The sequence below is a fragment of the Mucilaginibacter metallidurans genome, from assembly GCF_003286435.2.
Classification (GTDB): Bacteria; Bacteroidota; Bacteroidia; order Sphingobacteriales; family Sphingobacteriaceae; genus Mucilaginibacter; species Mucilaginibacter gossypii.
In genome coordinates this window covers 3,086,084-3,107,123 of record NZ_CP043449.1, presented here as the reverse complement: position 1 = coordinate 3,107,123, position 21,040 = coordinate 3,086,084, and the positions used below count along the sequence as shown (strand labels likewise).

Annotated in this window: 26 protein-coding genes and 1 pseudogene; 10 read left to right on the top strand and 17 right to left on the bottom strand. The window is 40.7% G+C overall.

Going from position 1 to position 21,040, the window contains the following annotated elements; all coding sequences use genetic code 11:
• Window positions 1–86: 86 nt before the first annotated feature.
• The 5 genes from DIU38_RS13285 to prmA all read left to right on the top strand — a co-directional run bounded on the left by DIU38_RS13285 (window position 87) and on the right by prmA (window position 3,819).
• Window positions 87–335, top strand: a complete 249-nt coding sequence (locus tag DIU38_RS13285; protein ID WP_090524811.1) for a type B 50S ribosomal protein L31 — start codon at window positions 87–89, stop codon at window positions 333–335.
• A 64-nt stretch (window positions 336–399) separates the two neighbouring features.
• A complete protein-coding gene (locus tag DIU38_RS13280; RefSeq protein ID WP_112655199.1) occupies window positions 400–1,584 on the top strand; it encodes a GlmU family protein in 1,185 nt (394 codons plus the stop codon).
• Between the two features lie 116 nt (window positions 1,585–1,700).
• Window positions 1,701–2,465 (top strand): triose-phosphate isomerase, encoded by a 765-nt coding sequence (gene tpiA / locus DIU38_RS13275; protein WP_112655197.1) that lies wholly within the window; start codon window positions 1,701–1,703, stop codon window positions 2,463–2,465.
• 135 nt (window positions 2,466–2,600) lie between these two features.
• Window positions 2,601–3,071: a hypothetical protein gene (locus DIU38_RS13270; RefSeq protein ID WP_112655195.1), complete on the top strand. Its 471-nt coding sequence runs from the start codon at window positions 2,601–2,603 to the stop codon at window positions 3,069–3,071.
• Window positions 3,072–3,126: 55 nt separating this feature from the next.
• Window positions 3,127–3,819, top strand: a complete 693-nt coding sequence (prmA, locus tag DIU38_RS13265; RefSeq protein WP_317132442.1) for a 50S ribosomal protein L11 methyltransferase — start codon at window positions 3,127–3,129, stop codon at window positions 3,817–3,819.
• Between the two features lie 227 nt (window positions 3,820–4,046).
• Here the strand turns inward: prmA and DIU38_RS13260 are convergent, their stop codons facing one another.
• Both DIU38_RS13260 and DIU38_RS13255 read right to left on the bottom strand, forming a co-directional pair.
• Window positions 4,047–4,688, bottom strand: coding sequence for an NAD(P)-dependent oxidoreductase (locus tag DIU38_RS13260; RefSeq protein ID WP_112655191.1), 642 nt, complete (start codon window positions 4,686–4,688; stop codon window positions 4,047–4,049).
• A 53-nt stretch (window positions 4,689–4,741) separates the two neighbouring features.
• Window positions 4,742–5,149 (bottom strand): Rrf2 family transcriptional regulator, encoded by a 408-nt coding sequence (locus DIU38_RS13255; RefSeq protein WP_112655189.1) that lies wholly within the window; start codon window positions 5,147–5,149, stop codon window positions 4,742–4,744.
• Between the two features lie 310 nt (window positions 5,150–5,459).
• Here DIU38_RS13255 and DIU38_RS13250 point away from each other — a divergent pair, with 310 nt between their 5' ends.
• Window positions 5,460–5,801 carry a helix-turn-helix domain-containing protein gene (locus tag DIU38_RS13250; RefSeq protein WP_090524822.1) on the top strand — a complete coding sequence of 114 codons (342 nt, stop codon included), beginning with the start codon at window positions 5,460–5,462 and terminating at the stop codon, window positions 5,799–5,801.
• Window positions 5,802–5,824: 23 nt separating this feature from the next.
• On the opposite strand, the pseudogene DIU38_RS34885 reads toward DIU38_RS13250, so the two are convergent.
• The 6 genes and pseudogenes from DIU38_RS34885 to DIU38_RS13220 all read right to left on the bottom strand — a co-directional run bounded on the left by DIU38_RS34885 (window position 5,825) and on the right by DIU38_RS13220 (window position 11,079).
• Window positions 5,825–6,944, bottom strand: a pseudogene (locus DIU38_RS34885) (GNAT family N-acetyltransferase).
• Window positions 6,945–7,029: 85 nt separating this feature from the next.
• Window positions 7,030–7,224, bottom strand: coding sequence for a hypothetical protein (locus DIU38_RS13240; RefSeq protein ID WP_090524826.1), 195 nt, complete (start codon window positions 7,222–7,224; stop codon window positions 7,030–7,032).
• A 140-nt stretch (window positions 7,225–7,364) separates the two neighbouring features.
• The gene (scpB, locus tag DIU38_RS13235) at window positions 7,365–7,916 is read right to left on the bottom strand and encodes an SMC-Scp complex subunit ScpB (protein WP_112655185.1); all 552 of its coding nucleotides are present in this window, start codon (window positions 7,914–7,916) and stop codon (window positions 7,365–7,367) included.
• Between the two features lie 66 nt (window positions 7,917–7,982).
• Window positions 7,983–9,107: a cyclic dehypoxanthinyl futalosine synthase gene (gene mqnC, locus DIU38_RS13230; protein WP_112655183.1), complete on the bottom strand. Its 1,125-nt coding sequence runs from the start codon at window positions 9,105–9,107 to the stop codon at window positions 7,983–7,985.
• Window positions 9,108–9,264: 157 nt separating this feature from the next.
• Complete coding sequence (locus DIU38_RS13225) at window positions 9,265–10,758, bottom strand: ATP-binding cassette domain-containing protein (RefSeq protein ID WP_112655181.1); 1,494 nt, start codon at window positions 10,756–10,758, stop codon at window positions 9,265–9,267.
• A gap of 96 nt (window positions 10,759–10,854) precedes the next feature.
• Entirely contained in the window at window positions 10,855–11,079 is a 225-nt protein-coding gene (locus tag DIU38_RS13220; RefSeq protein ID WP_112655179.1) for a hypothetical protein, read from the bottom strand.
• A gap of 663 nt (window positions 11,080–11,742) precedes the next feature.
• Here DIU38_RS13220 and DIU38_RS13215 point away from each other — a divergent pair.
• Window positions 11,743–12,198 carry a PA2169 family four-helix-bundle protein gene (locus tag DIU38_RS13215; protein WP_090524838.1) on the top strand — a complete coding sequence of 152 codons (456 nt, stop codon included), beginning with the start codon at window positions 11,743–11,745 and terminating at the stop codon, window positions 12,196–12,198.
• A gap of 77 nt (window positions 12,199–12,275) precedes the next feature.
• Here DIU38_RS13215 and DIU38_RS13210 read toward each other — a convergent pair whose 3' ends face one another.
• From DIU38_RS13210 to DIU38_RS13200, 3 genes are all read right to left on the bottom strand, one after another.
• The gene (locus DIU38_RS13210; RefSeq protein WP_112655177.1) at window positions 12,276–12,719 is read right to left on the bottom strand and encodes a hypothetical protein; all 444 of its coding nucleotides are present in this window, start codon (window positions 12,717–12,719) and stop codon (window positions 12,276–12,278) included.
• 109 nt (window positions 12,720–12,828) lie between these two features.
• Window positions 12,829–13,035: a hypothetical protein gene (locus DIU38_RS13205; RefSeq protein WP_090526183.1), complete on the bottom strand. Its 207-nt coding sequence runs from the start codon at window positions 13,033–13,035 to the stop codon at window positions 12,829–12,831.
• Window positions 13,036–13,213: 178 nt separating this feature from the next.
• On the bottom strand, window positions 13,214–13,417 hold the full coding sequence (locus DIU38_RS13200) for a hypothetical protein (RefSeq protein ID WP_091168007.1): 204 nt from the start codon (window positions 13,415–13,417) through the stop codon (window positions 13,214–13,216).
• A 330-nt stretch (window positions 13,418–13,747) separates the two neighbouring features.
• Here DIU38_RS13200 and DIU38_RS13195 point away from each other — a divergent pair, with 330 nt between their 5' ends.
• Together DIU38_RS13195 and DIU38_RS13190 are read left to right on the top strand one after the other, a co-directional pair.
• A complete protein-coding gene (locus DIU38_RS13195; protein WP_090524843.1) occupies window positions 13,748–14,317 on the top strand; it encodes an RNA polymerase sigma factor in 570 nt (189 codons plus the stop codon).
• Between the two features lie 12 nt (window positions 14,318–14,329).
• Complete coding sequence (locus DIU38_RS13190; protein WP_112655175.1) at window positions 14,330–15,421, top strand: S1C family serine protease; 1,092 nt, start codon at window positions 14,330–14,332, stop codon at window positions 15,419–15,421.
• 205 nt (window positions 15,422–15,626) lie between these two features.
• Here DIU38_RS13190 and DIU38_RS13185 read toward each other — a convergent pair whose 3' ends face one another.
• The 3 genes from DIU38_RS13185 to pdxH form a co-directional block, all read right to left on the bottom strand.
• Window positions 15,627–16,751, bottom strand: coding sequence for an NADH-quinone oxidoreductase subunit D (locus DIU38_RS13185; protein WP_090526184.1), 1,125 nt, complete (start codon window positions 16,749–16,751; stop codon window positions 15,627–15,629).
• Between the two features lie 265 nt (window positions 16,752–17,016).
• On the bottom strand, window positions 17,017–17,514 hold the full coding sequence (locus DIU38_RS13180; protein ID WP_112655173.1) for an NADH-quinone oxidoreductase subunit C: 498 nt from the start codon (window positions 17,512–17,514) through the stop codon (window positions 17,017–17,019).
• Window positions 17,511–18,158, bottom strand: coding sequence for a pyridoxamine 5'-phosphate oxidase (pdxH, locus tag DIU38_RS13175; protein ID WP_112655171.1), 648 nt, complete (start codon window positions 18,156–18,158; stop codon window positions 17,511–17,513). The genes DIU38_RS13180 and pdxH overlap by 4 nt, the downstream gene beginning before the upstream one ends.
• 108 nt (window positions 18,159–18,266) lie before the next feature.
• On the opposite strand from pdxH, the gene DIU38_RS13170 reads away from it, so the two are divergent.
• Window positions 18,267–18,830: a YqgE/AlgH family protein gene (locus tag DIU38_RS13170; protein ID WP_112655169.1), complete on the top strand. Its 564-nt coding sequence runs from the start codon at window positions 18,267–18,269 to the stop codon at window positions 18,828–18,830.
• 135 nt (window positions 18,831–18,965) lie between these two features.
• Here the strand turns inward: DIU38_RS13170 and purE are convergent, their stop codons facing one another.
• The 3 genes from purE to DIU38_RS13155 all read right to left on the bottom strand — a co-directional run bounded on the left by purE (window position 18,966) and on the right by DIU38_RS13155 (window position 21,039).
• Window positions 18,966–19,481, bottom strand: a complete 516-nt coding sequence (gene purE / locus DIU38_RS13165; protein ID WP_243770752.1) for a 5-(carboxyamino)imidazole ribonucleotide mutase — start codon at window positions 19,479–19,481, stop codon at window positions 18,966–18,968.
• A gap of 25 nt (window positions 19,482–19,506) precedes the next feature.
• Entirely contained in the window at window positions 19,507–19,815 is a 309-nt protein-coding gene (locus DIU38_RS13160; RefSeq protein ID WP_243770753.1) for a four helix bundle protein, read from the bottom strand.
• Between the two features lie 84 nt (window positions 19,816–19,899).
• Entirely contained in the window at window positions 19,900–21,039 is a 1,140-nt protein-coding gene (locus DIU38_RS13155; RefSeq protein ID WP_112655165.1) for a 5-(carboxyamino)imidazole ribonucleotide synthase, read from the bottom strand.
• Window position 21,040 lies beyond the last annotated feature (1 nt).

Here is a 21,040-nt window from a genome sequence, read left to right as displayed (position 1 = left end):
TTTAATTTGCTTTTCCAGTTTTCACTTTTATTATTACATTTGCACCTCTTTTAAGTAAAGTACAGAAGGTAAGTTTATATAATATAATGAAAAAAGATCTGCATCCATCAAACTATAGGTTAGTTGTATTTAAAGATATGTCAAACGACTATTCTTTTATCACTAAATCTTGCATCGATACCCGCGAAACCGTTAAATGGGAAGATGGTAACGAATATCCATTGGTTAAATTAGAGATTTCTCACACTTCGCACCCGTTCTACACCGGTAAAATGAAACTGGTTGATACTGCAGGTCGTATTGACAAATTCCGCTCACGTTACAACAAAAAGTAATTTTTGTTTAATTAATATTTACAAGTCCCGGCTTTGCAGTCGGGACTTTTTTTATTTTTGCGCCATGGCAATTATCCTTTTTGACGATAACGCACACCATACGCTGTTACCGCTTACGTATACCCGGCCGGTTGCCGATCTTCGTATCGGGATGCTCACCATTGCCGAAAAATGGGCCAGGTATTTAAAAAGCGCCTATTCCTTTCATACGCTTGATTACCTAAAGATTAAGTTCCCGGTAAATATTGAGGCTGATAACGTTTTTGTCAATGGCGCTGTATGTCCGGATGAAAACCTGATTGAAGCGATTGATAAGCTGCAAACAGGTCAGGCGCTTAAATCCAATGATCAGTTAATGGCTGTTAAACTTAATGCCGCGGATGCGGAAAGCTTTGACGTTAACGCTGATTTTGGCGATGTGATAAACTATTCTAACCTTTTTGTATCGATCAAATACCCTGAAGATATTTTCAGGAAGAACGACATCGAGCTTCGTAAAGATTTTCAACTGCTTACTAAAGGACGAACAAGCGCTGCTATCAGTTTAACCAACGTTATTATAGGCGACGATTTTTTTGCAGAAGAAGGTGCTGTTGCCGAATGTTCAACATTTAACACGACTAACGGACCGATTTACCTTTCGGCTAATACCGAAATTTGGGAAGGTACCCATATCCGCGGGCCATTTGCTATTTGCGAACATTCGCAGGTGAAAATGGGGACTAAGATTTATGGTGCTACCACTGTTGGGCCGTATTGCCGGGTTGGAGGCGAAATAAATAATTCGGTAATTTGGGGATATTCGTCAAAAGGTCACGAAGGCTACCTTGGCAACTCGGTTTTAGGCGAATGGTGTAATATCGGCGCTGATACAAACAATTCAAACCTGAAGAATAACTACGCCGAGGTAAAACTTTGGGATTACAGTACACAACGTTTCCGTAAAACGGGCCTCCAATTCTGCGGCCTCATTATGGCCGATCATGCAAAAAGCGGGATCAATACCATGTTTAATACCGGTACAGTAGTAGGGGTAGGGGCCAATGTTTTTGGAGCAGGTTTTCCGCGTAACTTTGTGCCCGACTTTTCATGGGGAGGTGCGCAGGGCTTCGAAGTTTATTTGATCAATAAAATGTTTGAAACCGCTCAGAAAGTATTCGACCGCCGCGATCACCGTGATTTTGATGAAATCGAACAGAATTTATTAACAGCCATATTTGAACAGACGGAGAAGTATAGGCAGTTTTGATTTTGGTGAGTGGTTGATTAGGTGAGTGGGGTAATATCACCATTTAATTGAACTTTATGAACTACTCACCTAATCAACCCAATCAACCATTCACTAATAAATAAAATAATAAAATCATGAGAAAGAAAATCGTTGCCGGAAACTGGAAAATGAACCTTGATTACAATGAAGGTTTGGCTTTATTTTCAGAGATCATCAACATGGTAAAAGATGAGGCTACCGGCACGCAGGAAGCAGTGATCTGCAGTCCGTTCATCCACATTCATAGCCTGGTGCAATTGTCAAAAGGTTATAGCAAAATTGCTGTTGGCGCACAAAATGCCCACCAGGAAGAAAAAGGTGCTTACACAGGCGAGATCTCTGCTAAGATGATTAAATCTACCGGTGCCGCTTATGTGATCCTTGGCCACTCAGAACGCCGCCAGTATTTTGGCGAAACCAATGCTTTGCTTGCCAAAAAAACGGATACTGCTTTAAAAAATGATCTTCGCCCTATCTTCTGCATTGGCGAAACTTTGCAGGAGCGTGAAGCCAATACACATTTTGATGTGATCAAAACTCAGTTGGTTGAGGGCATCTTTCACCTTGATGCTGACGCTTTTGCTAAATTGGTTATCGCTTACGAACCGGTTTGGGCTATCGGTACAGGTGTAACTGCTACATCAGCACAAGCTCAGGAAATTCACGAATTTATCCGTAAAGAAATTGCCGCTAAATATGGCCAGGAAGTTGCCGATGCTACTACCATTTTATACGGCGGTAGCTGCAACCCAACCAATGCTGCCGAACTGTTTGCTCAGCCTGATATTGATGGTGGCCTTATCGGCGGTGCTTCCCTGAAATCGCGCGACTTTACAGATATCGTTAAAACATTTAATTAATATTAGATATGAGATTTTAGATATGAGATCTGAGAGAATGCCCAAACTTAATTTCAAACAGAAAGAGGGTTTGTGCTGTTTACAAAAAAGTAAACTCTCAAATCTCATATCTCACGTCTCAAATCTAAGAGAAGCATGAAGCTTTTAAAAGTTCTTTTACCCGTTTTGGTCGACTTTGGCGTATTTTGGGCGGTTGTATACCTCAATATGCCCGATCACCCTATGCGCATTGGCGAAATTGGTAACGGTAACCTGTATAGCCTCATGGCTTATTTCAGCTTTTTTTGGACCTTATTGCTTGCAGATGGAGTCCTGACCCAGTACCTGATCATCATACCACTTTGGAATTGGGTTAAACATAAAGGAGCTTCGGCGCGCTTTATTGCCGGAGGCTGCATTGCCCTGGTTTGTATATTATTTGCCGGAGCCCTAAGCTATATTATATGGTTGCCCGAGGATGGATATAGCCCCCTGTTTAGTTTTTGGTGGTATATGACCGAAATACAAGCTGTTTACTGGATTGTTAACTTTGTTGTACTGTATTTACTCGACAGGAAGAGGACAAGCGCAGATAGTGAGCCGGCTGAACCTGAAGCTGCCGCTTAAATTCTCCGCCGGCTGACCGGATTCCTGGTGAAGGTTAATGACGAAAAAAATCAAAATGAATTACTACGAACTGTTTTTTACTACCATCACTACCGAAGATTACCAGCAGGACCTGCTGATCAATGCTTTGGGTGAGATAGGTTTTGATACTTTTGAAGAGCTTGAGCTTGGCTTTAAAGCTTATATTCCCGAAGATGTTTTTGACCAGGAGGCGCTTGATGCACAACTTTTACCCTATAAAGACCTGTTTACTTTTAGTTACGAGATAATGCTCATTCCGCAGAAAAACTGGAACGAGGTATGGGAAAGTAATTTTGAACCTATAGAGATAGTGGATAAGATTTATGTACGGGCAACCTTTCATGAACCAAAGCCTGAGTTTGATTATGAGATTGTTATTGATCCTAAAATGGCGTTTGGTACCGGGCACCATCAAACCACTGCTATGATGCTGGGGCTGATGCTTGAAAATGAATTTGCCGGTAAAAAAGTGCTTGACATGGGCTGCGGTACGGGGATCCTTGCTATTATGGCAGCCAAACTGGGTGCCGACGATATCATCGCCATTGATTACGACCCGGTTTGTTATGAAAGCACTATCGAAAATTCGGCTTTGAATAATGTGGGTAATATCAAACCACTTTGCGGGTCAAAAGAAGTTATCCCAATGAGCAATATGATACCATCCTGGCCAACATCAACCGCAATATCCTTATCGACCAGATGCAGCGTTATGCTGAAGTATTAAAGACCGATGGCGAGATTTACTTCAGTGGTTTCTATGAATCGCCAGACCTGGATATCATTACCGACGAAGCCGGAAGTATGGCCTGAAATACATTACCCATAAAAAAGATAAAGAATGGGTGGCTGCTAAGTTTATAAAGTAAAGCCCCACCCAAACCCTCCCTAAAGGGAGAGGGCTTTAAATGAAGCTTTAAAAGTCTCCCCCTTTAGGGGGAGATTTAGAGGGGCTTAATATCCCACAGTAAACCTTCTCTTTACAAACCGGTTGTTTTCCAGTTCATCCAATATAGCAACTGCCAAATCTTCAACCGAAATTTCGTGTTCGTGCTTATCATTAAACACAGGCTCATCCGTACCGGTGCGGTATACACCTGTGCGGGTGCCGGGATGCAGGTGTATGGCCGGGCTCAGGAAGGTCCAGTCTAAATCTTCTTCTTTTTTGATAATGTTCAGATAGTCGCGGGCCGCTGTGGCGCCTGTTTTCCATTCGGCAGGGAATTGAGGGCTATCAACTAATTGTACGCCCGGAGCAATAAAAAGACTGCCTGCACCGCCTACAACCAACAGACGGCTTACACCAGCTTGTTTAGTGGCCTGTTGTATAGCCTCTGACCCTTTAATAAAATCATTGTACAGGTTAGGGTTACCCCAGCCGGCGTTAAATGAGTTTACAACAGCATCATGCCCTTTCAATGTTTCGGTTAACTCATCAACATTATATACATCGGCAGTTTTGAGTGTTAATTTAGGGTTTTCAATATCTGTTTTCGGGTTACGGGCTATAGCAGTTACCTCGTATCCACGTTGTAACGCTTCGTTTAAAACGGCTTTGCCTACAAAACCTGTGGCTCCAATTAATGCGATTTTCATTGTTTTTGCTTTTATATTGTAATTAAATTTGTTACAGTTTGTTTTAAATTTTTTTAATCAAATTGATTTACAAAATCAAAAATGGTTATGGTGCTTAGTTTTTTGATAATGGCTGCTTCAACCTCATCGGCCAAATGATCAAGGTGAGCTCCAATTTGCTTGCCGACAGGGCAGGCGGGGTTGGGCTTATTTTTAGCCTGGCCTAAAGCCGGCGGCAGTTTTACAGCTTTATAAACATCGGCAAGGGTTATTTTTTGCGGAGCGAGGGCAAGGCAATAACCGCCTGTTTTACCTTCCTTGCTTTCAATAAGCCCGCAGGCGCGTAATTTGCGCATTTCTTTACGTACCAGAACTGGGTTTACGTTCATGCTGCCGGCAACATAATCAGACGATAATAGCTCGCCCGGCTGTTTACAAAGCAGGGTTAATACATGGGTTGCTATTTGAAATTGTCCGTTCATTTATCTGTAATAAAAAATATTACAGTACAAAAATGAAATTTTAATTTTAAAAAGAAGAATTTTTTGCGCTTTTTTGCGCACTAAATTACAATGGGATGAAAATCCAGACCTAAATTACTCGAAAAAAATACCGTGTAGCAGGTATGTTTTAGAATGATTTATTTGCTTTAATTTAAGGGATTTGCCAATCGCAACAATTAACTACACTTTAAAATAAAAAATTACGCAAATTAGTTGATAATTAGCGTGATAATAAATATTATTGTAAAGTAATTAACTTTTGCGAAACCTACACTATTAATTTAACCAAATGAAAACTCTCGGAAAAAAAATCAGATTATTACGTCATCAAAAGGGGTGGAGCCAGGAGGATGTTGCAAAGAGATTGGATATTTCAATTCCTGCTTTCTCAAAGATTGAAACAGGGATCACTGATATTAATTTATCAAGGCTTGAGCAGATAGCAAACCTGTTTGAAATGTCAGTAGTTCAGTTGCTTACGTTTAATGATACCGAACAGGATCAGAAATTTGTTAACGAACTTGAAACCGTTAACAAACGCTTAATGGACCGTGAAACTGAAGTAATCGATTTGCAGAAAAAAGTAATTGAGCTATTTGAAGAACTTCGACATTCAAAAGTAACCGCATAATTTGGTGGCCCGGTTTGGCCGGGCTAATCAAAAATGTAACGCATTGTTAAATGCTTTTTGCCAAATGTAGCACCAACTGCTTCATGGATGGCTATCATTTTGTCGTTAAAATCGCCTACCCAGGATAATTCAAGCTCATCATAACGCTTGAGAGGCAATACGTATTCCTTTAATTTTATAAACATTGCCGACTCGAGGCCGTGCTTTTGGTACTTTTGTTTCGTGCCCATCACAATAGCCCGCATGCGGGATACCCCTTTCCAGCGGTAGTATAAAAATTTAAGTTTACCTATCATGTTCAGTTTGCCGTTAAGCGGTTTAAGCATCTGGTTGGCATCAGGTAAAATGATCATGAAGGATGCCGGCTCATCATCTACGTAAGCAAACCAGATCAATTTTTCGTCCATCAGGGGCTTCATTTTTTCGAAGCTTTCCATGATCGTATCATATGTAATGGGAACGAAGTTTTCAAAATCTTTCCATCCATCGTTGTAGACCTCAATGAAATCAGCCGCGAATTTCTCTATTTTCTTTATTTCAAAATGCCTGAAATCGTACCCTGGCTTTTTGGCTACCCAATTAGCTATTTTAGTAAACCGCTCGGGAAAGGTTTATGAGCGTCAACATGGTTAGTGATCTGCGCGTACTGGGTTTTAAAGCCGTACTCATCAAAAAAAGCCTGGTAATACGGATGATTATAGTTCATGCCGTAGGAGGGGGCGTAAATCCTTCAACCAGCAAGCCCCAGAAGTTGTCGTTTTCGCCAAAGTTGATGGGGCCGTCCATGGCTTTCATGCCGTTTTCCCTAAGCCAGTTTCTCGCGGTATCAAATAAAAAAAAGGCAGCTTCTTTGTTATCGGTACACTCAAAAAAACCCATACCGCCGGTTGGCTGCTCGTAATTGTATGCCTTTTTTTCATTAATAAAAGCAGCAACCCGGCCAATTAGATGGCCATTGTCATCTGTCAGGATCCAACGGGTACATTTACCATGTTGATGAAAGTTGTTTTTTGCCGGGTTAAATACAGCTTCAATATCATTATCAAGCGGGCAAACCCAGTTATCGTCATCTTTATAAATGATGCGGGCCACATCTAAAAAAGCCTTTTTTGTTGCTTTGTCCTTTACTTCTGTTACTTTCATTTATTGTATGCTACCGGTAGATAATAAAAAAAGCATCCAGAGGCATAGTCTGAATGCTTTGTAAAATGTTATGTATTAAAAAGAATTAATAGTCGTCTTCGTCGTCGTCATCGAATGACTCGTAACCCCTGCCCAGATCATCATCTAATGGTCCGTCAAAATCATCATCATCGTCATCAACTACCTTCTTTTTCACTTTTGGGTCAAACTCATCATCATCATCAGGATCATTATCTGAGTTTTCGATCTTTTTAGTGTTCGGTTTCTTTGGCGCTCCCATTGTAATGGATTTTATAAATTAAACTTTGTCAATAATAATAATTAAAATCAGATAAAGAAAAGCGTTTCTAAAATCTTTTACCCTATTGATTCAATAGTAAAAATAATGAAAAATGGTTTTTTTTAAAACAGAAATTAAAATTATTCTGATTGCTCGCCAATGGTGGCCGTGTTGTTTGTAAAGTCCTTAAGTTGAGGTAATTCCTCAATACTGTTAATGCCAAAATAGTCCATAAACAAAGCACTTGTACCATAAAGGATAGGTTTTCCGAGCCCTTCTGATTTGCCAATTATAGCTATTAGCTCTTTTTCGAGTAACTTTTGGATCGAATAATCGCAGTTTACACCCCTGATCTGTTCTATATCGGGCTTAGTTACGGGTTGTTTGTAGGCGATGATAGCCAGGGTTTCCAAAGCGGCCTGGCTTAGTTTTTTCTTTGACCGTTGCAGCTGCAAAAGGTTAATAACAGCATGATATTCCTTTTTAGTGAGGAATTGATAGCCGTTGCCAATTTTAACCAGCTCAATGGCTAAGCTATGATGCTGGTATTTTTCGTGGATCCTGCCTATAGCATCGGTTACTTCTTGTATATCAAAATCACGCTCAAAAGCAGCCTGGAGGCAATACATGATCTCTTCCAACCGGATTGCCTGCTCTGATGCAAAAATTAGGGCCTCTATGTGTTGTTCCATTTTTAGTCAGTGGCAGTTGCAGTTTTTGGTTGCAGTTATTTTTTTACTGCCACTGCTACTAAGGGCTTAATAATTTATAACCTGTTCTTCAATTTCAACGGGAATTTCGCGCCACTCGTATCGCTGGGTACGAAGCTGGGGCTCAAAGCCGGCTTCTTTTATGGATTCCTGGATGCCTTTAGCAGTAAACCTGTGAGGTGCACCGGCTGCGGATACAACGTTTTCTTCAATCATGATCGATCCAAAATCGTTAGCACCGGCGTGCAAGCAAATTTGGGCAACCTGTTTACCCACGGTAAGCCATGAAGCTTGAATGTTTTTGATATTTGGCAACATGATCCGGCTCAAGGCAATCATGCGGATATATTCGTCGCCGGTAACATTATTGGTGATACCGCGTACTTTACGTAAGAGGGTACCATCATCCTGGAAAGGCCAGGGGATAAATGCTATAAAACCATAGTTGCCTTCAGGTTTTTCGGCCTGTACCTCGCGGATCCAAACCAAATGCTCAAAGCGCTCTTCAATAGTTTCAATATGGCCAAACATCATTGTAGCCGATGTTGGCAGGTTAAGCTGGTGAGCGGCACGCATTACATCAAGCCATTCCTTACCGCCGCATTTGCCTTTTGATATCAGGCGGCGTACGCGGTCGTTCAGGATCTCGGCACCGGCACCCGGTAATGAATCCAGGCCTGCTTCCTTCATCGCTCTTAGTACCTCAATATGCGGCATGCCCTCTAATTTGGCAACGTGCGCAATTTCCGGCGGACCTAATGAATGCAGTTTTAATTTCGGATAAAGCTGTTTCAGTTCGCGAAACAGGTCGGTATAAAATTTCAGTCCCAGATCGGGGTGATGCCCGCCCTGTAACAGCAGTTGATCGCCGCCGTACCGAAATGTTTCCTCGATCTTCTTTTTATAAGTTTCAATATCAGTAATATAACTTTCCTCATGACCAGGACGGCGAAAGAAATTACAAAACTTGCAATTGGCTATACAAACGTTGGTAGTGTTAACATTACGGTCAATTTGCCAGGTAACCTTGCCATGCGGAACCTGTATTTTACGAAGTTCGTTGGCTGTGTACATCAACTCGGCAGTAGAGGCGTTGTTATACAGGTAAACGCCTTCTTCAAGCGTTAAAAAATCAAACCGCAACGCGCGCTGCAACAGATCGGCTGTATTCATATCACGCAAATATACGCAAGTTGGTAATTTGATTTTGCGCGCTGTTAAATAATTGACAAAAAAGATAGAAAGGAAGCGTAAAGCCTAAAGCTGAAAGCCCAAGGCTTGTTATTCCTTCAGCTTTCAGCTTTCAACTTTTGGCTTTCAGCTTAAAAAACTACATTCCCTTATCCAACCTCAAAACTTTATCAACACTGTTGGGTATTTCATGCTGATAGTGGGTGACATAAATAAGCGTAACATTACTGAGGCTGCAAATGGTATCAACCAGGTTTTTAAAGTGGAGTTGCTGATGATCGTCCATTCCCTGGCAGGGTTCATCAAAAATAAGCAGTGCCGGGTTTTTAATGAGCGCCCGGGCAAGCAGACAGAGGCGTTGTGCACTTGCCGGGATGTTTTTGAGCAATACACGCGCGTACTTTTCAATTTCCAAAGCCTTCATCCATCGTAAAGCAACCTCTGCACGGTCTTTATTGCTTGGCCTGAATAAGCCGAGGGTGTCGTAATAGCCCGACTCGATTACCTGTAAACAGCTATTATCAGTAGGGAAGTACTGATGCAGTTCGGGCGATACGAAGCCGATCTTTTTTTTGATATCCCAGATGCTTTCGCCTGTCCCGCGTTTTTTATCAAATAAAATAATGTTGTTGGCATAAGCCTGTGGGTTATCTCCGTTGATTAAGCTTAGCAACGTTGATTTGCCTGCCCCGTTAGGACCCAGCAAAGCCCAATGTTCTCCAGGGTTAATCTGCCAGTTTACATCATCCAGCACCACCTTATCGCCATACTTAATGTGTACCTTATCCATTTTTACAATGTGCTTGTAAGTGGCAGGGTTTTTATCGATGTTGAGTAAGGCATTCAATTCATTGGTATCAATTGTATCGCTTTTGTCCTGCTCAAAAAGTTCTGCTTTAAAATCCTGTTTTAGGCTTTCGTGGATAATAGCCCCTTTGCTTAACACGGCGACATGGGTAATAGCTGTCGGGATTTCATGGATAGAGGTGGCTATTATGATGTTAATACCTGATGCCATGATTTGCTCAATAATGCCATTAAATTCTTCGCGGGTTTTTATATCAAGGCCGGTTAGGGGGCTGTCCAGCATTAATAATACCGGATTTTTAAGCAGGGCGGCTGCCAGCATCAGGCGTTTGGTTTCGCCGTTTGATAGTTTAATGATCTGTTTATTGAGCAGTGGTTCGAGCCGTAATAATGAAACCACTCTTTCAAATGTCCAGGATGTATTGGTGCCGGGAAAGTGCGGTATCGTATTAAGATAGTCTATAACGGTAAGCGCATCTTCCGAATCGGATGAATTATAGCGTTGCTGGTAGTAGAAATCAGTAGTGTTTGAAAGATTGCGGAAATGATGTTTAGGCTCAACCAGGGCTATAAGCTTATGTGGCGTGGCAATATCACCGGCCTTGAAAAATTTGGAGTAATCATTCCAGAAATGATAATCTATTTCACCGCCTGTGATATTAAAACGCCCGGCTATGGTTTGTAGCAGGGCACTTTTCCCCGATCCGCTTTCGCCGATAAGGGCCCAGCTTTCGCCTTTTTTTATACTAAAGCTTAAGCCGGTAAATAATGTTGTATTTAAAAAACGTACAGTTGCTTTATTTATTGATAGAAGTGCATTTGTCATAGCTTAGCCAGTAGAGTAGCGTGTAAATGTACTCATCTGAGTTAAAGTCATAAAAATTTTTTGTGGATTTATGGCTTTATTATCCTTCTGCTGTAATTAAGCGGTACGTTTTAAGGTTTCAGTTGTAGCCGGTATTTCATTGGCCTTTTTGTTGAGCCGGTTCCAGGTGGCAAAGTCGATAGTGAGCGCTTTTACAAAGTTTTTGCAGCTCTTGTTAGGACATGTAAGTACCCAATATTTTTTATGTTGTTCAACATGAGGCCTGTTACCGCATTTAATGCAGTTTTCACATTGAATGTTTGGTTGTATCGGTATTGTCATAGTTGGTTGGTGATAAATTGTTAATAAATTATTTTATGCTAAACGCAACACACCTGCTGTAGGCAGCCAGTATAAACATGTGACCTTCTATAATCTTTAAATATTGATATGTTTAATTGGTTTATAACTAATTATGTTATGAACGATTAATGGCAGTGTTTGGTTTTAAAATTTGAAGATTATTTAGAAATTATTTCGGCTATTAAATTCCGGTTAAAAGCGGCCGCTTATTTATCACCCGGAGGCATCATTGTATACATACCTATACAATTAATTAACTACAATATACCGCTATTTAAATTGGTTCCCTCCAGTTAGCCTGATGATAAAAAGGCCTGATTATTGCATTCCTCTTATCGATAGTAACCGGGGCTTGAACCAGCCATCATACTTTTATCTATTTAAACATTAACCATGAAAAACGCACACCTTTTATTATTCATTTTTGCCTTATTAACTATGAGCGGGTGCTCGGTTATAGGCGATATTTTTAAGGCCGGGGCAGTAACCGTATCATAGCTGTAATAGTTGTTATCGCTATTATTATTTGGGTGATCTCTTTATTTAGAGGTAAAAGTTAATTTTCATTTTGGATTATTTTTTATATAATTAATTAAACAATTTAATTTTAAAGGGGTTTGTATTATATAAAAACATCTAATCATGGAAAATACACAAGCAACAGTAGAGATTTTAAATGATCTGATACAGATCAACAATGACAGGATTGAGGGCTATCAACGCGCCTCAAAAGATTTGAAGGACGGCGACACCGAACTGAAATCGCTTTTTACAAGGTTTATTGGCCAAAGCCAGGGTTACAGGCTTGCTTTGGGTACAGAGGTTAGTGCTTTTGGAAAAGACATTGAAACCAGCACAACCACCAGCGGCAAAATACACAGGGCTTGGCTTGATGTTAAAGCCGCGTTTACCGGGCATGATACCCATAACGTACTGGAGGAATGCGAATTTGGCGAAGATGCCATTTTAAAAGCATACCGTACCGCGCTTGAAGACGAAAATTTACCGGCCTACCTGCGCGAAACGATCAGCCAGCAGGAAAGTGAGCTGCTTGATGCTCATGACGAGATTAAAGCCCTGCGTGATACTGTTCACTAAATTTATTGATAACTAATTAACCACCGGGGGCAGTTTTATAACTGCTCCTTTTTTATGATTACTGTTAAGTAAATGGTTTATGGTTGAGGGACAATGTCTATTTTTTTAACTTGCCAGCTATTTTTTTCGGCCCAGTCACCATCCGTATACAACATTTTAACTTCCCAGGCCGATTGTTCCATTTTGCCACTATCGTTCTCAATTTTTACCGTTGATTGTACCTCGTAGCTATTAGTTGTTGTGTCAATAACCGATTTAAAACTATTGTTAGGAAAAATAGCTTTTTGAGGTTGTTTCAGCTTTTCCTTTACAAATAATTTCGCCATGGTAAAAGCTTCCTTTGCAGTTGGTTTGCGGTTAAGATGAATTGTGCTGTTTTTACTTATGCCAAGCACTACAATAATAAATGTTATCGCAAAAACTATGGCAAAAAGGGTAGCAGTGCGTATATGCGGATGACGGTGCCAGCCAATATTTTGACGCTCATCGGCACTAAGCGTTTTCCATTCAGAATATTTCATATTTTATTATGTATCACATTAAGCAATACCAATAGAAATTGTTTGGCGGTTTTGAGCAAAAAAAAACGCCCCCGGTTTTCCGGGGACGTTTTTAACATAAAAAGTTAAATTACTTTTTAGTAGTGTCTTTTTTAGTGGTGTCAGCTTTAGTAGTATCAGCAGCCATTTTAGAAGTGTCAGCTTTAGTAGTATCAGCAGCCATTTTAGAAGAATCAGCTTTAGTTGAATCAGCAGCAGAAGATGATGAAGAACCTTTACAAGCAGCGAAAGAAACAGCGATAGCTAAAGCTAAAAAGCCTAATTTGAAATTTTTCATGTTTAATTTTTTTAATAAGTGATTTAATAGTTTACTGCTTAATACCAGAAATAAAAAAAGGTAACCCATAATTTTGAAAAAAAATCACAAGTCACCTTTTTTATTGATGGATAACTAAAAAATCAATAGAAAAAGGTTAAAAATGATATTTAACTACTTTCTATCTTATCAGAAATAATTATTTCTTGGTGGTGTCTTTTTTAGTAGTATCAGCAACAACTTTAGTAGTGTCAGTTTTAGTAGAGTCAGTAACAACTTTAGTTGAGTCAACTACAGTTGTTTTAGTAGTATCGCCATCAGTTTTTTTAGCGTCACCGCCACAAGCTGAAAAAGAAGCTGCCAGAACTAATGCTACGAATGCTAATTTAAATGTGTTTTTCATTTTCTTAATTTTTAAAATGTTAACGTTTTGTGATCGTTTGTTACTTAATACGCATTAATGGAAAAGGTAACCCATAAAAATTAAACCTTTGTAAATTCCATAGGGTTTATAGTTTACGTATCGGTTTTTGCAAGCGGTTTTTTTATTGCAGATTTGCCTGCATAGTTTTTAACATTGGGGTTACCTTGTTTACCCGCAGGTATTAACGGTAAATTAATGCAGTACACAATTGTTACAGGTAATGAAATGTAATGCCAATGTTATTAATTTATTTTAGTTTGATTTTTTTTGATAATAGTGGGTTACAATTTGACCTAAATAGTATTAAGAGTGAATAAAGACTTAAAAGCTTCGGCTCCAACAGATAGTGAAATAGTTCTTGGGATACTTAATAACTCGGAAATAGTGCTGAAGAGGCTCTACACAACCTACTTTCCAATGATATTACAGTTGATCATTAACAACAATGGCGATGAGGATGACGCGAAGGATATTTACCAGGAAGCCATTATCGTTCTTTACAATAAAATTAAAGCGGGTGATTTTGAGCTAAACAGTAAGCTTAAAACATATATATACTCAGTTTGCCGGCGGCTTTGGCTTAAAAGGTTAAGCCAAATGAACCGATATGGTGGTGACATCAGGGACTTTGAAGAACACTTACCCGTTGAAGAAGAAATTGATAACCATAACGACAGGGACATCCAGTTTGGTAAAATGGAGAGTGCGCTCCAGTTATTAGGCGAACCCTGTAAAACCATTATGGAAGATTTTTATATAAAAAACAGATCGATGCAGGAGATTTGTGAGCGGTTTGGTTACACCAATGCGGATAATGCCAAAACGCAGAAGTATAAATGCCTGCAAAGGCTGAAAAAATTATTTTTTCAGCAGAAATAAGGAGATCAAGAGATGAGTGATAACCAACTAACAGAATTTATTGAACGGTACCTCGACGGTAGCATGACCGCTGAAGAACGTGTTCAATTTGAGCTGCTCCGCAAAAACGACGCGGCTGTTGAAAGTAAAGTTACCGAGCATGTTAAATTTATAGGCTTACTGAAGCAATATGGCGAACGCCTTGAGCTTGAGAATCGCTTAAACGCCATTCATAATGAAATTGATGTTCATGCTTTAAAAGAAGAAGTGATGATCCACCCGGTATGGATTGTGCGTATGTGGCGTAATCATCATTCAAAAATATCGGTAGCCGCTTCAATTGCGATCTTTGGCGTTTTGACTATCCTGATCCTGACAGGTAAGCTGAATAATGATAAGTCAAAATATCAGCAACTGAGCGAAAAGATCAACAACATGGAGAAAACGGTTGCTCAGATAGGCCATGGACGTACTCCGGTAAAACCCAAAATAACCAGGACACCAGCTAATTTCAGGGGCACCGGTTTTGCGCTTACATCAAATGGTTACCTGGCTACAGACTACCATGTGATTAAAAATGCTGATTCGGTTTATGTGCAGAATGCCGCAGGCGAATCATTTCATGCTAAGGTTATTTATACCGAGCCACAATATGATCTTGCTATTTTACAGATCAATGATCCATCATTTAAAAACCTTGGCCCTATACCATATAACGTTAAAAGGGCCGAAGGTGATCTTGGAGAGAGCGTATACACACTCGGTTACCCGGCCGATAATATGGTTTATGGAGGAGGTTATTTAGCTTCGGCAGCAAATTATTCGGGCGATACTACCGAATATGTAATTTCTGTTCCGGTAAACCCCGGTAATTCAGGCGGACCCTTACTTGATGAAAAAGGAAACGTAATAGGTGTAATTACAGCACGTCAAACCCAGGTTGCAGGTGCATATTTTGCTAAAAAATCAACTTACCTGTTAAAGGCGATACAAAATATTCCAACCGATTCGTTGTCGAAAACGCTTAATTTGAATACCAAGAATAAATTAGCTGGATTAAGCCGTACTCAACAGAGCAGCAAGCTCAAAAACTATGTATTTATGGTTAAAGTGTATAACCAGTAATCATCAATAGCCCACTCAATAAAAATTAATATATTAAAATGAGAAGAGACGCCGTGAGGGGTCTCTTTTTTTGTTTGTCTGAATCAGAATTTTCAGAATTTGAGAATTTTCATAATATGGTAAACTACATTGCTGCGTCCTTTATAAAACCGGATGAATTTTGTTAATCCTAAAATTCTGTAAATTCTGATTCAGACAACTTAGTCTACCTATCCACCTCGCCTAAAACAAAGTCGATAGAACCTACAATTGCTATCAAATCGGCAATTAATACACCTTTGGATAGCTCCGGCAGTACCGAAAGATTATTAAAGCTCGGTCCGCGGGATTTTACACGGGTTGGGATCTCCGATTTGCCGTCTGTAATAAAATAAAAGCCAAGCTCGCCTTTGGCGCCTTCGCAGCGTACGTAATAATCCTGTGCTTTAGGAATGGTTTTGCGGGGCATTTTAGCACGGGGATCAAAATCAGGCGTACGTTTCAATTCTTTCTGCAGACGGTCAAGGCATTGTTCAACTATTCTTAATGATTGTTCAATTTCATCAACACGTACCTTGTACCTGTCCCAGCAGTCGCCAACTTTACCCATCAGGCCCTGCCCAATCGGGATTTCAAAATCAATTTCGGGGTAGGCCGAATAATTATCAATCCGCCGCAAATCCCATTTTAAGCCCGATGCGCGTAACATTGGGCCCGAGCAGCCATAGTTAATAGCCACATCAAGCGGCAAAACGCCCACATTTGCTGTGCGCGAAATAAATACCTGGTTGTCGGTAAGCAATTGGTTTAGCTCAACCATTTTAGGTTTAAAGTATTCCACAAAGTCCCTGCAGCGTTCTTCAAAACCAACCGGCAGGTCGTAAAATAAACCGCCTACCCAAATGTAATTGTATAGCATACGTGAGCCCGATGCCCACTCCAGCATCCCCATAATATGCTCCCTGTCCCTGAAACACCACAGGAAGGGGGTAAAGGCGCCTATATCAATGCCGTAAGTGCCAATGGCTATCAGGTGTGATGCTATGCGGTTTAGCTCGCAAACCAGCACGCGGATGTATTCAACACGTTTAGGGATATCCTTGTCAATACCCATCATCCGTTCAACACCCATTACAAAGGCGTGGCTGTTGTTCATCGAAGCCAGGTAATCCATCCTGTCGGTAAAAGGGATGGTTTGTTGGTAGGTTAATGATTCGGCATGTTTTTCAAAGCAGCGGTGCAGGTAGCCGATATGGGGGATCACCTCTTTTACTATCTCGCCATCGGTAATTAATTCCAGGCGCAAAACCCCGTGCGTTGAGGGATGTTGCGGACCTACATTAAGTACCATATCCTCAACGCTGGCCCCGGCTATCTTTTTATTATACCTGAGGAGTGCTTCTTCGTATTTGGGGTTTGTAATGACCAATTTTATATCCGGTTAAATTTATATCCGGTCATATATTGCTTGGGGCATATTGCCGGATACCAAAAATCAGCTTTTTTTTTTATTTATGGGCTACTTTCGCTGTAAAAATGAAGTAAACAAAGCTGTTATTTAATAGCCTGCCTTTGGCTCATTTCGCTCCGTTAACACCGGGAAAGCTTATTTGAGGTTAATCTATCCTGATGCCTTTATAAAATTCGGCGTTCTGGTAATCTTTCCGTAAAGGGAAACCTTCCCAATCGTCGGGCAGCAAAATCCGGCGAAGATCGGGGTGCCCTTCAAAGTAAATCCCCAGCATGTCATAGGCTTCGCGCTCATGCCAGTCGGCAGTGCGGTAAACAGAGGTTATGCTTTTAAATTCGGGTAGTTCAGTGCTTTCTTTTGGATGGGCTTTGCTTGTTTTTAAAGTAAGTTGTGTTTTATAAGGGATTGATGCCAGGTGATAAACCACACCATAGCGGTTTGCTTCGTCATTATAATGCACTCCGCTCAGGCTCGACAGGAAATCGAAATAAGTTTTAGGATTGTTCCGCAACTCCAGGCATACGGCAGCAATATCATCAGGGTTAATTAACAAAGCCGGTTGCAGACCGCCTGTTTCTTCGCCGGTAATTACGGTATCACCAAGTTTTTCGGTGAGCAGGTTTTTAATATCGTCAAAACTCATGGTGCAAGGCGTACTTTTTTCCAGGTTTTTTTATCAGTTTTTTTATACAGGATGCGGTCGTGCATGCGGCTTGGCCGGCCTTGCCAAAACTCCACCAATTGCGGGTTTAAGATATATCCACCCCAATATGATGGTTTAGGCACTTCTTTGTCAGCGTATTCGGCTTCCAGTTGGTTCCATTTTTGCTCTAATGCATCGCGGCTTTCAATTTCCTGGCTTTGGGGAGATACTATTGCGCCAACCTGGCTGCCTTTAGGGCGCGAATGGAAATATTTTTCAGACTCTTCTTTGCTTACTTTTTCAATAGTGCCTTCAATACGCACCTGGCGCTCAAGGCCTCCCCAAAAAAATGTTAACGCGCCCTGGGGGTTCTTGGCAATCTCTTTGCCTTTGCGGCTTAAGTAGTTGGTAAAGAATATAAAACCGCCTGCATGGAAGCCTTTTAAAAGTACAATACGTGCCGAAGGCTTGCCGGTTACGGTGGCAGTTGAAAGCGTCATGGCGTTGGGTTCATGCAATTTTGCCTCCAAAGCTTCGTTAAACCATTGTTCAAACTGTTTAATAGGATCGCCCTTAGTGCTGTTTTCTGATAGGGTAGAGGCACTATAGTCCTGCCTTAAATTTTGTATTTCCTGCTGATTCATTTTGATGCAAACTTACAAATTAATTAAACCGTATATAATGATGTAAATCATTATTCATAATTGAACTTATTTTTGCTATGCTTGTTATGTATTTAAACGCTAAACTTTATGCTTAGTCCTATAGCGGCCGCGGCAGGCCATTTACTCATTTCGGAACCGTTTATGATGGATCCGAATTTCAGGAGGTCCGTAATAATTTTAACAGAATACTCTGAAGAAGGAGCTATGGGCTTTATCCTGAACCATCAAAGCGAATATTTATTGGGCGATGTACTGCCTGATGTATCATACTCCGAAATGCCTGTTTACGAGGGCGGCCCGGTAGCCAATAATACACTGCATTTTATCCATTGCGCCCCTGACAAAATAGAAGGCGGCATTGAAATAGCAAATGGCCTTTACTGGGGCGGCGATTTTGAGCAGGTGAAATATTTAGTATCCAATTACCAGTTAAGCACCGAAGAAATTAAATTTTTTGCCGGATATTCGGGCTGGACGCCTCAGCAACTTGATGAAGAAATAAAAGAAGACAGCTGGATTGTGACTAATAAGTTTGATATAGAAACACTATTTACCCTTGATGAACAAAATCTATGGCGCAAGGTGGTGATCAGTCTTGGCCAGCGGTATGCCCACATTGCTAATTTTCCGGAAAATCCGGCTCTTAATTAAGTTGGCAGTTTGCAGTGGCAGTTTGCAGTTTATGAAAAAGAAAGCGGGATTTGATTTTTAATCAAATCCCGCTTTTGTATGATAGTGTTAGTTGCTTTGCAGGCGTTACTGCTAACTGCCACTGCAAACTGCCAACTATTCTTCCCCTTCCATTTCCCTTGCCGACTCCTCAACTTTCTTTTTAAGGTTTTCTTTAAAATTGATAAGGTTTTTTACCAGGTATTCATCTCCTGTTGACAGGATCTGTGCAGCAAGGATACCCGCGTTTTTGGCTGCGTTTAAAGCTACTGTTGCTACCGGGATACCGTTTGGCATTTGTAATATGGATAGGATGGAATCCCAGCCGTCAATAGAGTTGCTTGATTTTACAGGTACTCCAATCACTGGCAAATGGGTTAATGAAGCTACCATGCCCGGCAAATGGGCTGCGCCGCCTGCACCGGCAATAATCACTTTAATGCCCCTGTCGGCAGCGGCGCGTGCATAGCTGAACATGCGATCGGGTGTGCGGTGGGCCGATACCACGGTTATTTCATATTCAACGCCTAATTCGGCTAAAACATCAGCAGCATCCTGCATTACATTTAAATCGGATTTGCTGCCCATTATAATGGCGACTTTTGGTGTGTTGTTCATAGTTAATGGTTTCATAGATCATAGTTCATGGGAAGATCAGCTATATGGAGTTTTTTAACGCCGTGATCATTTTTACTAATACTTCATAATCAGCATAAAAAATTTTAAAGTTTTCTTCAGCGATATAGTTTCTTCTCTTTGCAATAAAAAGACAGCTTACCACTTCAATGGCAGATCTTAGTGAATAACCTAAAAAGACCTTAAAAACTGCTTTACTCTGTCCAGTTGATCGTTCAGCGATATTCAGAACAACAGAATCAGCCGCACGTTTTATCTTTGATGTTAAAATATAAATTTCTTCTTTCGGAAATGTTTTCGTTAGTTGATTTATTTGTTCATCCAAGTCCATAGCTTTTTGCCAAACCTGAGATCCTCAAATCTAAATGCCATTTGTTCTACTATAAACTATGACCTATGAACCATGAACTACCAATTAACTAATTACCTTTAAAGTTTTCTGCACAAACCGTGCCTTTTCAATCGCTTTTTCACGATCTGCGTCAACAATAGTGACGTGGCCCATTTTCCTGAAAGGCTTGGTCAGCGCTTTGCCGTAAAGATGAATATATACACCCGGTACTTTCAATACTTTTTCGATGCCCTGGTAAATAGCTGGTCCTTCATAACCGGCTTCACCTAAAACGTTTACCATAATGGCATTATTAAGGCAGGAGGTATCGCCCAAAGGCTGATTAAATATCGCCCTTAAATGCTGCTCAAATTGTGATACCACATTGCCTTCAATAGTTTGGTGACCACTGTTATGCGGGCGCGGGGCCAGTTCATTAACCAGGATGCGGCCCTGTTTGTCTAAAAACATTTCAACCGCCAGCAAACCAACAATTTTAAGGCTGTCAGCTATTTTCTTAGCTATCTGTTCTGCTTTTTGTTGGATGGCGAATGGAAGGGTAGAGGGAGCGATCAAAAACTCCACGAGGTTGGCTTTAGGGTTGAACTCCATTTCAACCATCGGGAACGTGCTGATCTCGCCGTTTTCATTACGGGCCACAATTACCGCAATCTCTTTTTCAAAATCTATCCATTGCTCAATCAGGCTTGGCTCTTTAAAGGCACCGGCAAGGTAACTTTCGTCAATTACTTTATATACACCTTTGCCGTCGTAGCCGTCTTTGCGTAATTTTTGGATATACGGAAATGGGATCAGGCTTTGTTGTAGCTGCTGGGGCGATGATATGATCTGAAAATCGGCAGTGGGGATATCGTTTTCCTTGAAAAATTGTTTTTGCAAGCCTTTATCCTGGATCAACCGGATAATGCGCGACTGCGGGTAAACCAGTACGCCCTCTTTTTCCAATTGTTCAAGAGCGTCAACGTTAACCTTTTCTATTTCAATGGTAAGCAGGTCGACAGTTTTACCAAAGTTATAAACGGTTTCATAATCACTCAATGAGCCTACGGTAAACTCGTCACACAGTTTGCGGCATGGCGCTTCGCGGTCGGGATCAAGAATTTTAACAGTAACATTATAGTTTATGGCTTGCTGTATCAGCATGCGGCCTAATTGTCCGCCGCCTAAAATACCCAGTTTTAAATCTCCGTAAAATGCTTTCATA

Bases quoted from the DNA above. Each gene is read 5' to 3' on its own strand.
- prmA (WP_317132442.1), top strand. From the start codon at position 3,127: ATGAATTACTACGAACTGTTTTTTACTACCATCACTACCGAAGATTAC.
- purE (WP_243770752.1), bottom strand. From the start codon at position 19,481: ATGAAACCATTAACTATGAACAACACACCAAAAGTCGCCATTATAATG.
- DIU38_RS13205 (WP_090526183.1), bottom strand. From the start codon at position 13,035: ATGAAAAATTTCAAATTAGGCTTTTTAGCTTTAGCTATCGCTGTTTCT.
- DIU38_RS13155 (WP_112655165.1), bottom strand. From the start codon at position 21,039: ATGAAAGCATTTTACGGAGATTTAAAACTGGGTATTTTAGGCGGCGGA.
- DIU38_RS13255 (WP_112655189.1), bottom strand. From the start codon at position 5,149: ATGAACGGACAATTTCAAATAGCAACCCATGTATTAACCCTGCTTTGT.
- DIU38_RS13240 (WP_090524826.1), bottom strand. From the start codon at position 7,224: ATGGGAGCGCCAAAGAAACCGAACACTAAAAAGATCGAAAACTCAGAT.
- DIU38_RS13185 (WP_090526184.1), bottom strand. From the start codon at position 16,751: ATGGTACTTAATGTAGGTCCGCAACATCCCTCAACGCACGGGGTTTTG.
- DIU38_RS13215 (WP_090524838.1), top strand. From the start codon at position 11,743: ATGGAAAATACACAAGCAACAGTAGAGATTTTAAATGATCTGATACAG.
- DIU38_RS13260 (WP_112655191.1), bottom strand. From the start codon at position 4,688: ATGAAAATCGCATTAATTGGAGCCACAGGTTTTGTAGGCAAAGCCGTT.
- DIU38_RS13280 (WP_112655199.1), top strand. From the start codon at position 400: ATGGCAATTATCCTTTTTGACGATAACGCACACCATACGCTGTTACCG.
- DIU38_RS13210 (WP_112655177.1), bottom strand. From the start codon at position 12,719: ATGAAATATTCTGAATGGAAAACGCTTAGTGCCGATGAGCGTCAAAAT.
- scpB (WP_112655185.1), bottom strand. From the start codon at position 7,916: ATGGAACAACACATAGAGGCCCTAATTTTTGCATCAGAGCAGGCAATC.
- DIU38_RS13200 (WP_091168007.1), bottom strand. From the start codon at position 13,417: ATGAAAAACACATTTAAATTAGCATTCGTAGCATTAGTTCTGGCAGCT.
- DIU38_RS13285 (WP_090524811.1), top strand. From the start codon at position 87: ATGAAAAAAGATCTGCATCCATCAAACTATAGGTTAGTTGTATTTAAA.
- DIU38_RS13250 (WP_090524822.1), top strand. From the start codon at position 5,460: ATGAAAACTCTCGGAAAAAAAATCAGATTATTACGTCATCAAAAGGGG.
- tpiA (WP_112655197.1), top strand. From the start codon at position 1,701: ATGAGAAAGAAAATCGTTGCCGGAAACTGGAAAATGAACCTTGATTAC.
- DIU38_RS13160 (WP_243770753.1), bottom strand. From the start codon at position 19,815: ATGGACTTGGATGAACAAATAAATCAACTAACGAAAACATTTCCGAAA.
- DIU38_RS13225 (WP_112655181.1), bottom strand. From the start codon at position 10,758: ATGACAAATGCACTTCTATCAATAAATAAAGCAACTGTACGTTTTTTA.
- DIU38_RS13220 (WP_112655179.1), bottom strand. From the start codon at position 11,079: ATGACAATACCGATACAACCAAACATTCAATGTGAAAACTGCATTAAA.
- DIU38_RS13180 (WP_112655173.1), bottom strand. From the start codon at position 17,514: ATGAGTTTTGACGATATTAAAAACCTGCTCACCGAAAAACTTGGTGAT.
- mqnC (WP_112655183.1), bottom strand. From the start codon at position 9,107: ATGAATACAGCCGATCTGTTGCAGCGCGCGTTGCGGTTTGATTTTTTA.
- DIU38_RS13170 (WP_112655169.1), top strand. From the start codon at position 18,267: ATGCTTAGTCCTATAGCGGCCGCGGCAGGCCATTTACTCATTTCGGAA.
- DIU38_RS13270 (WP_112655195.1), top strand. From the start codon at position 2,601: ATGAAGCTTTTAAAAGTTCTTTTACCCGTTTTGGTCGACTTTGGCGTA.
- pdxH (WP_112655171.1), bottom strand. From the start codon at position 18,158: ATGAATCAGCAGGAAATACAAAATTTAAGGCAGGACTATAGTGCCTCT.
- DIU38_RS13190 (WP_112655175.1), top strand. From the start codon at position 14,330: ATGAGTGATAACCAACTAACAGAATTTATTGAACGGTACCTCGACGGT.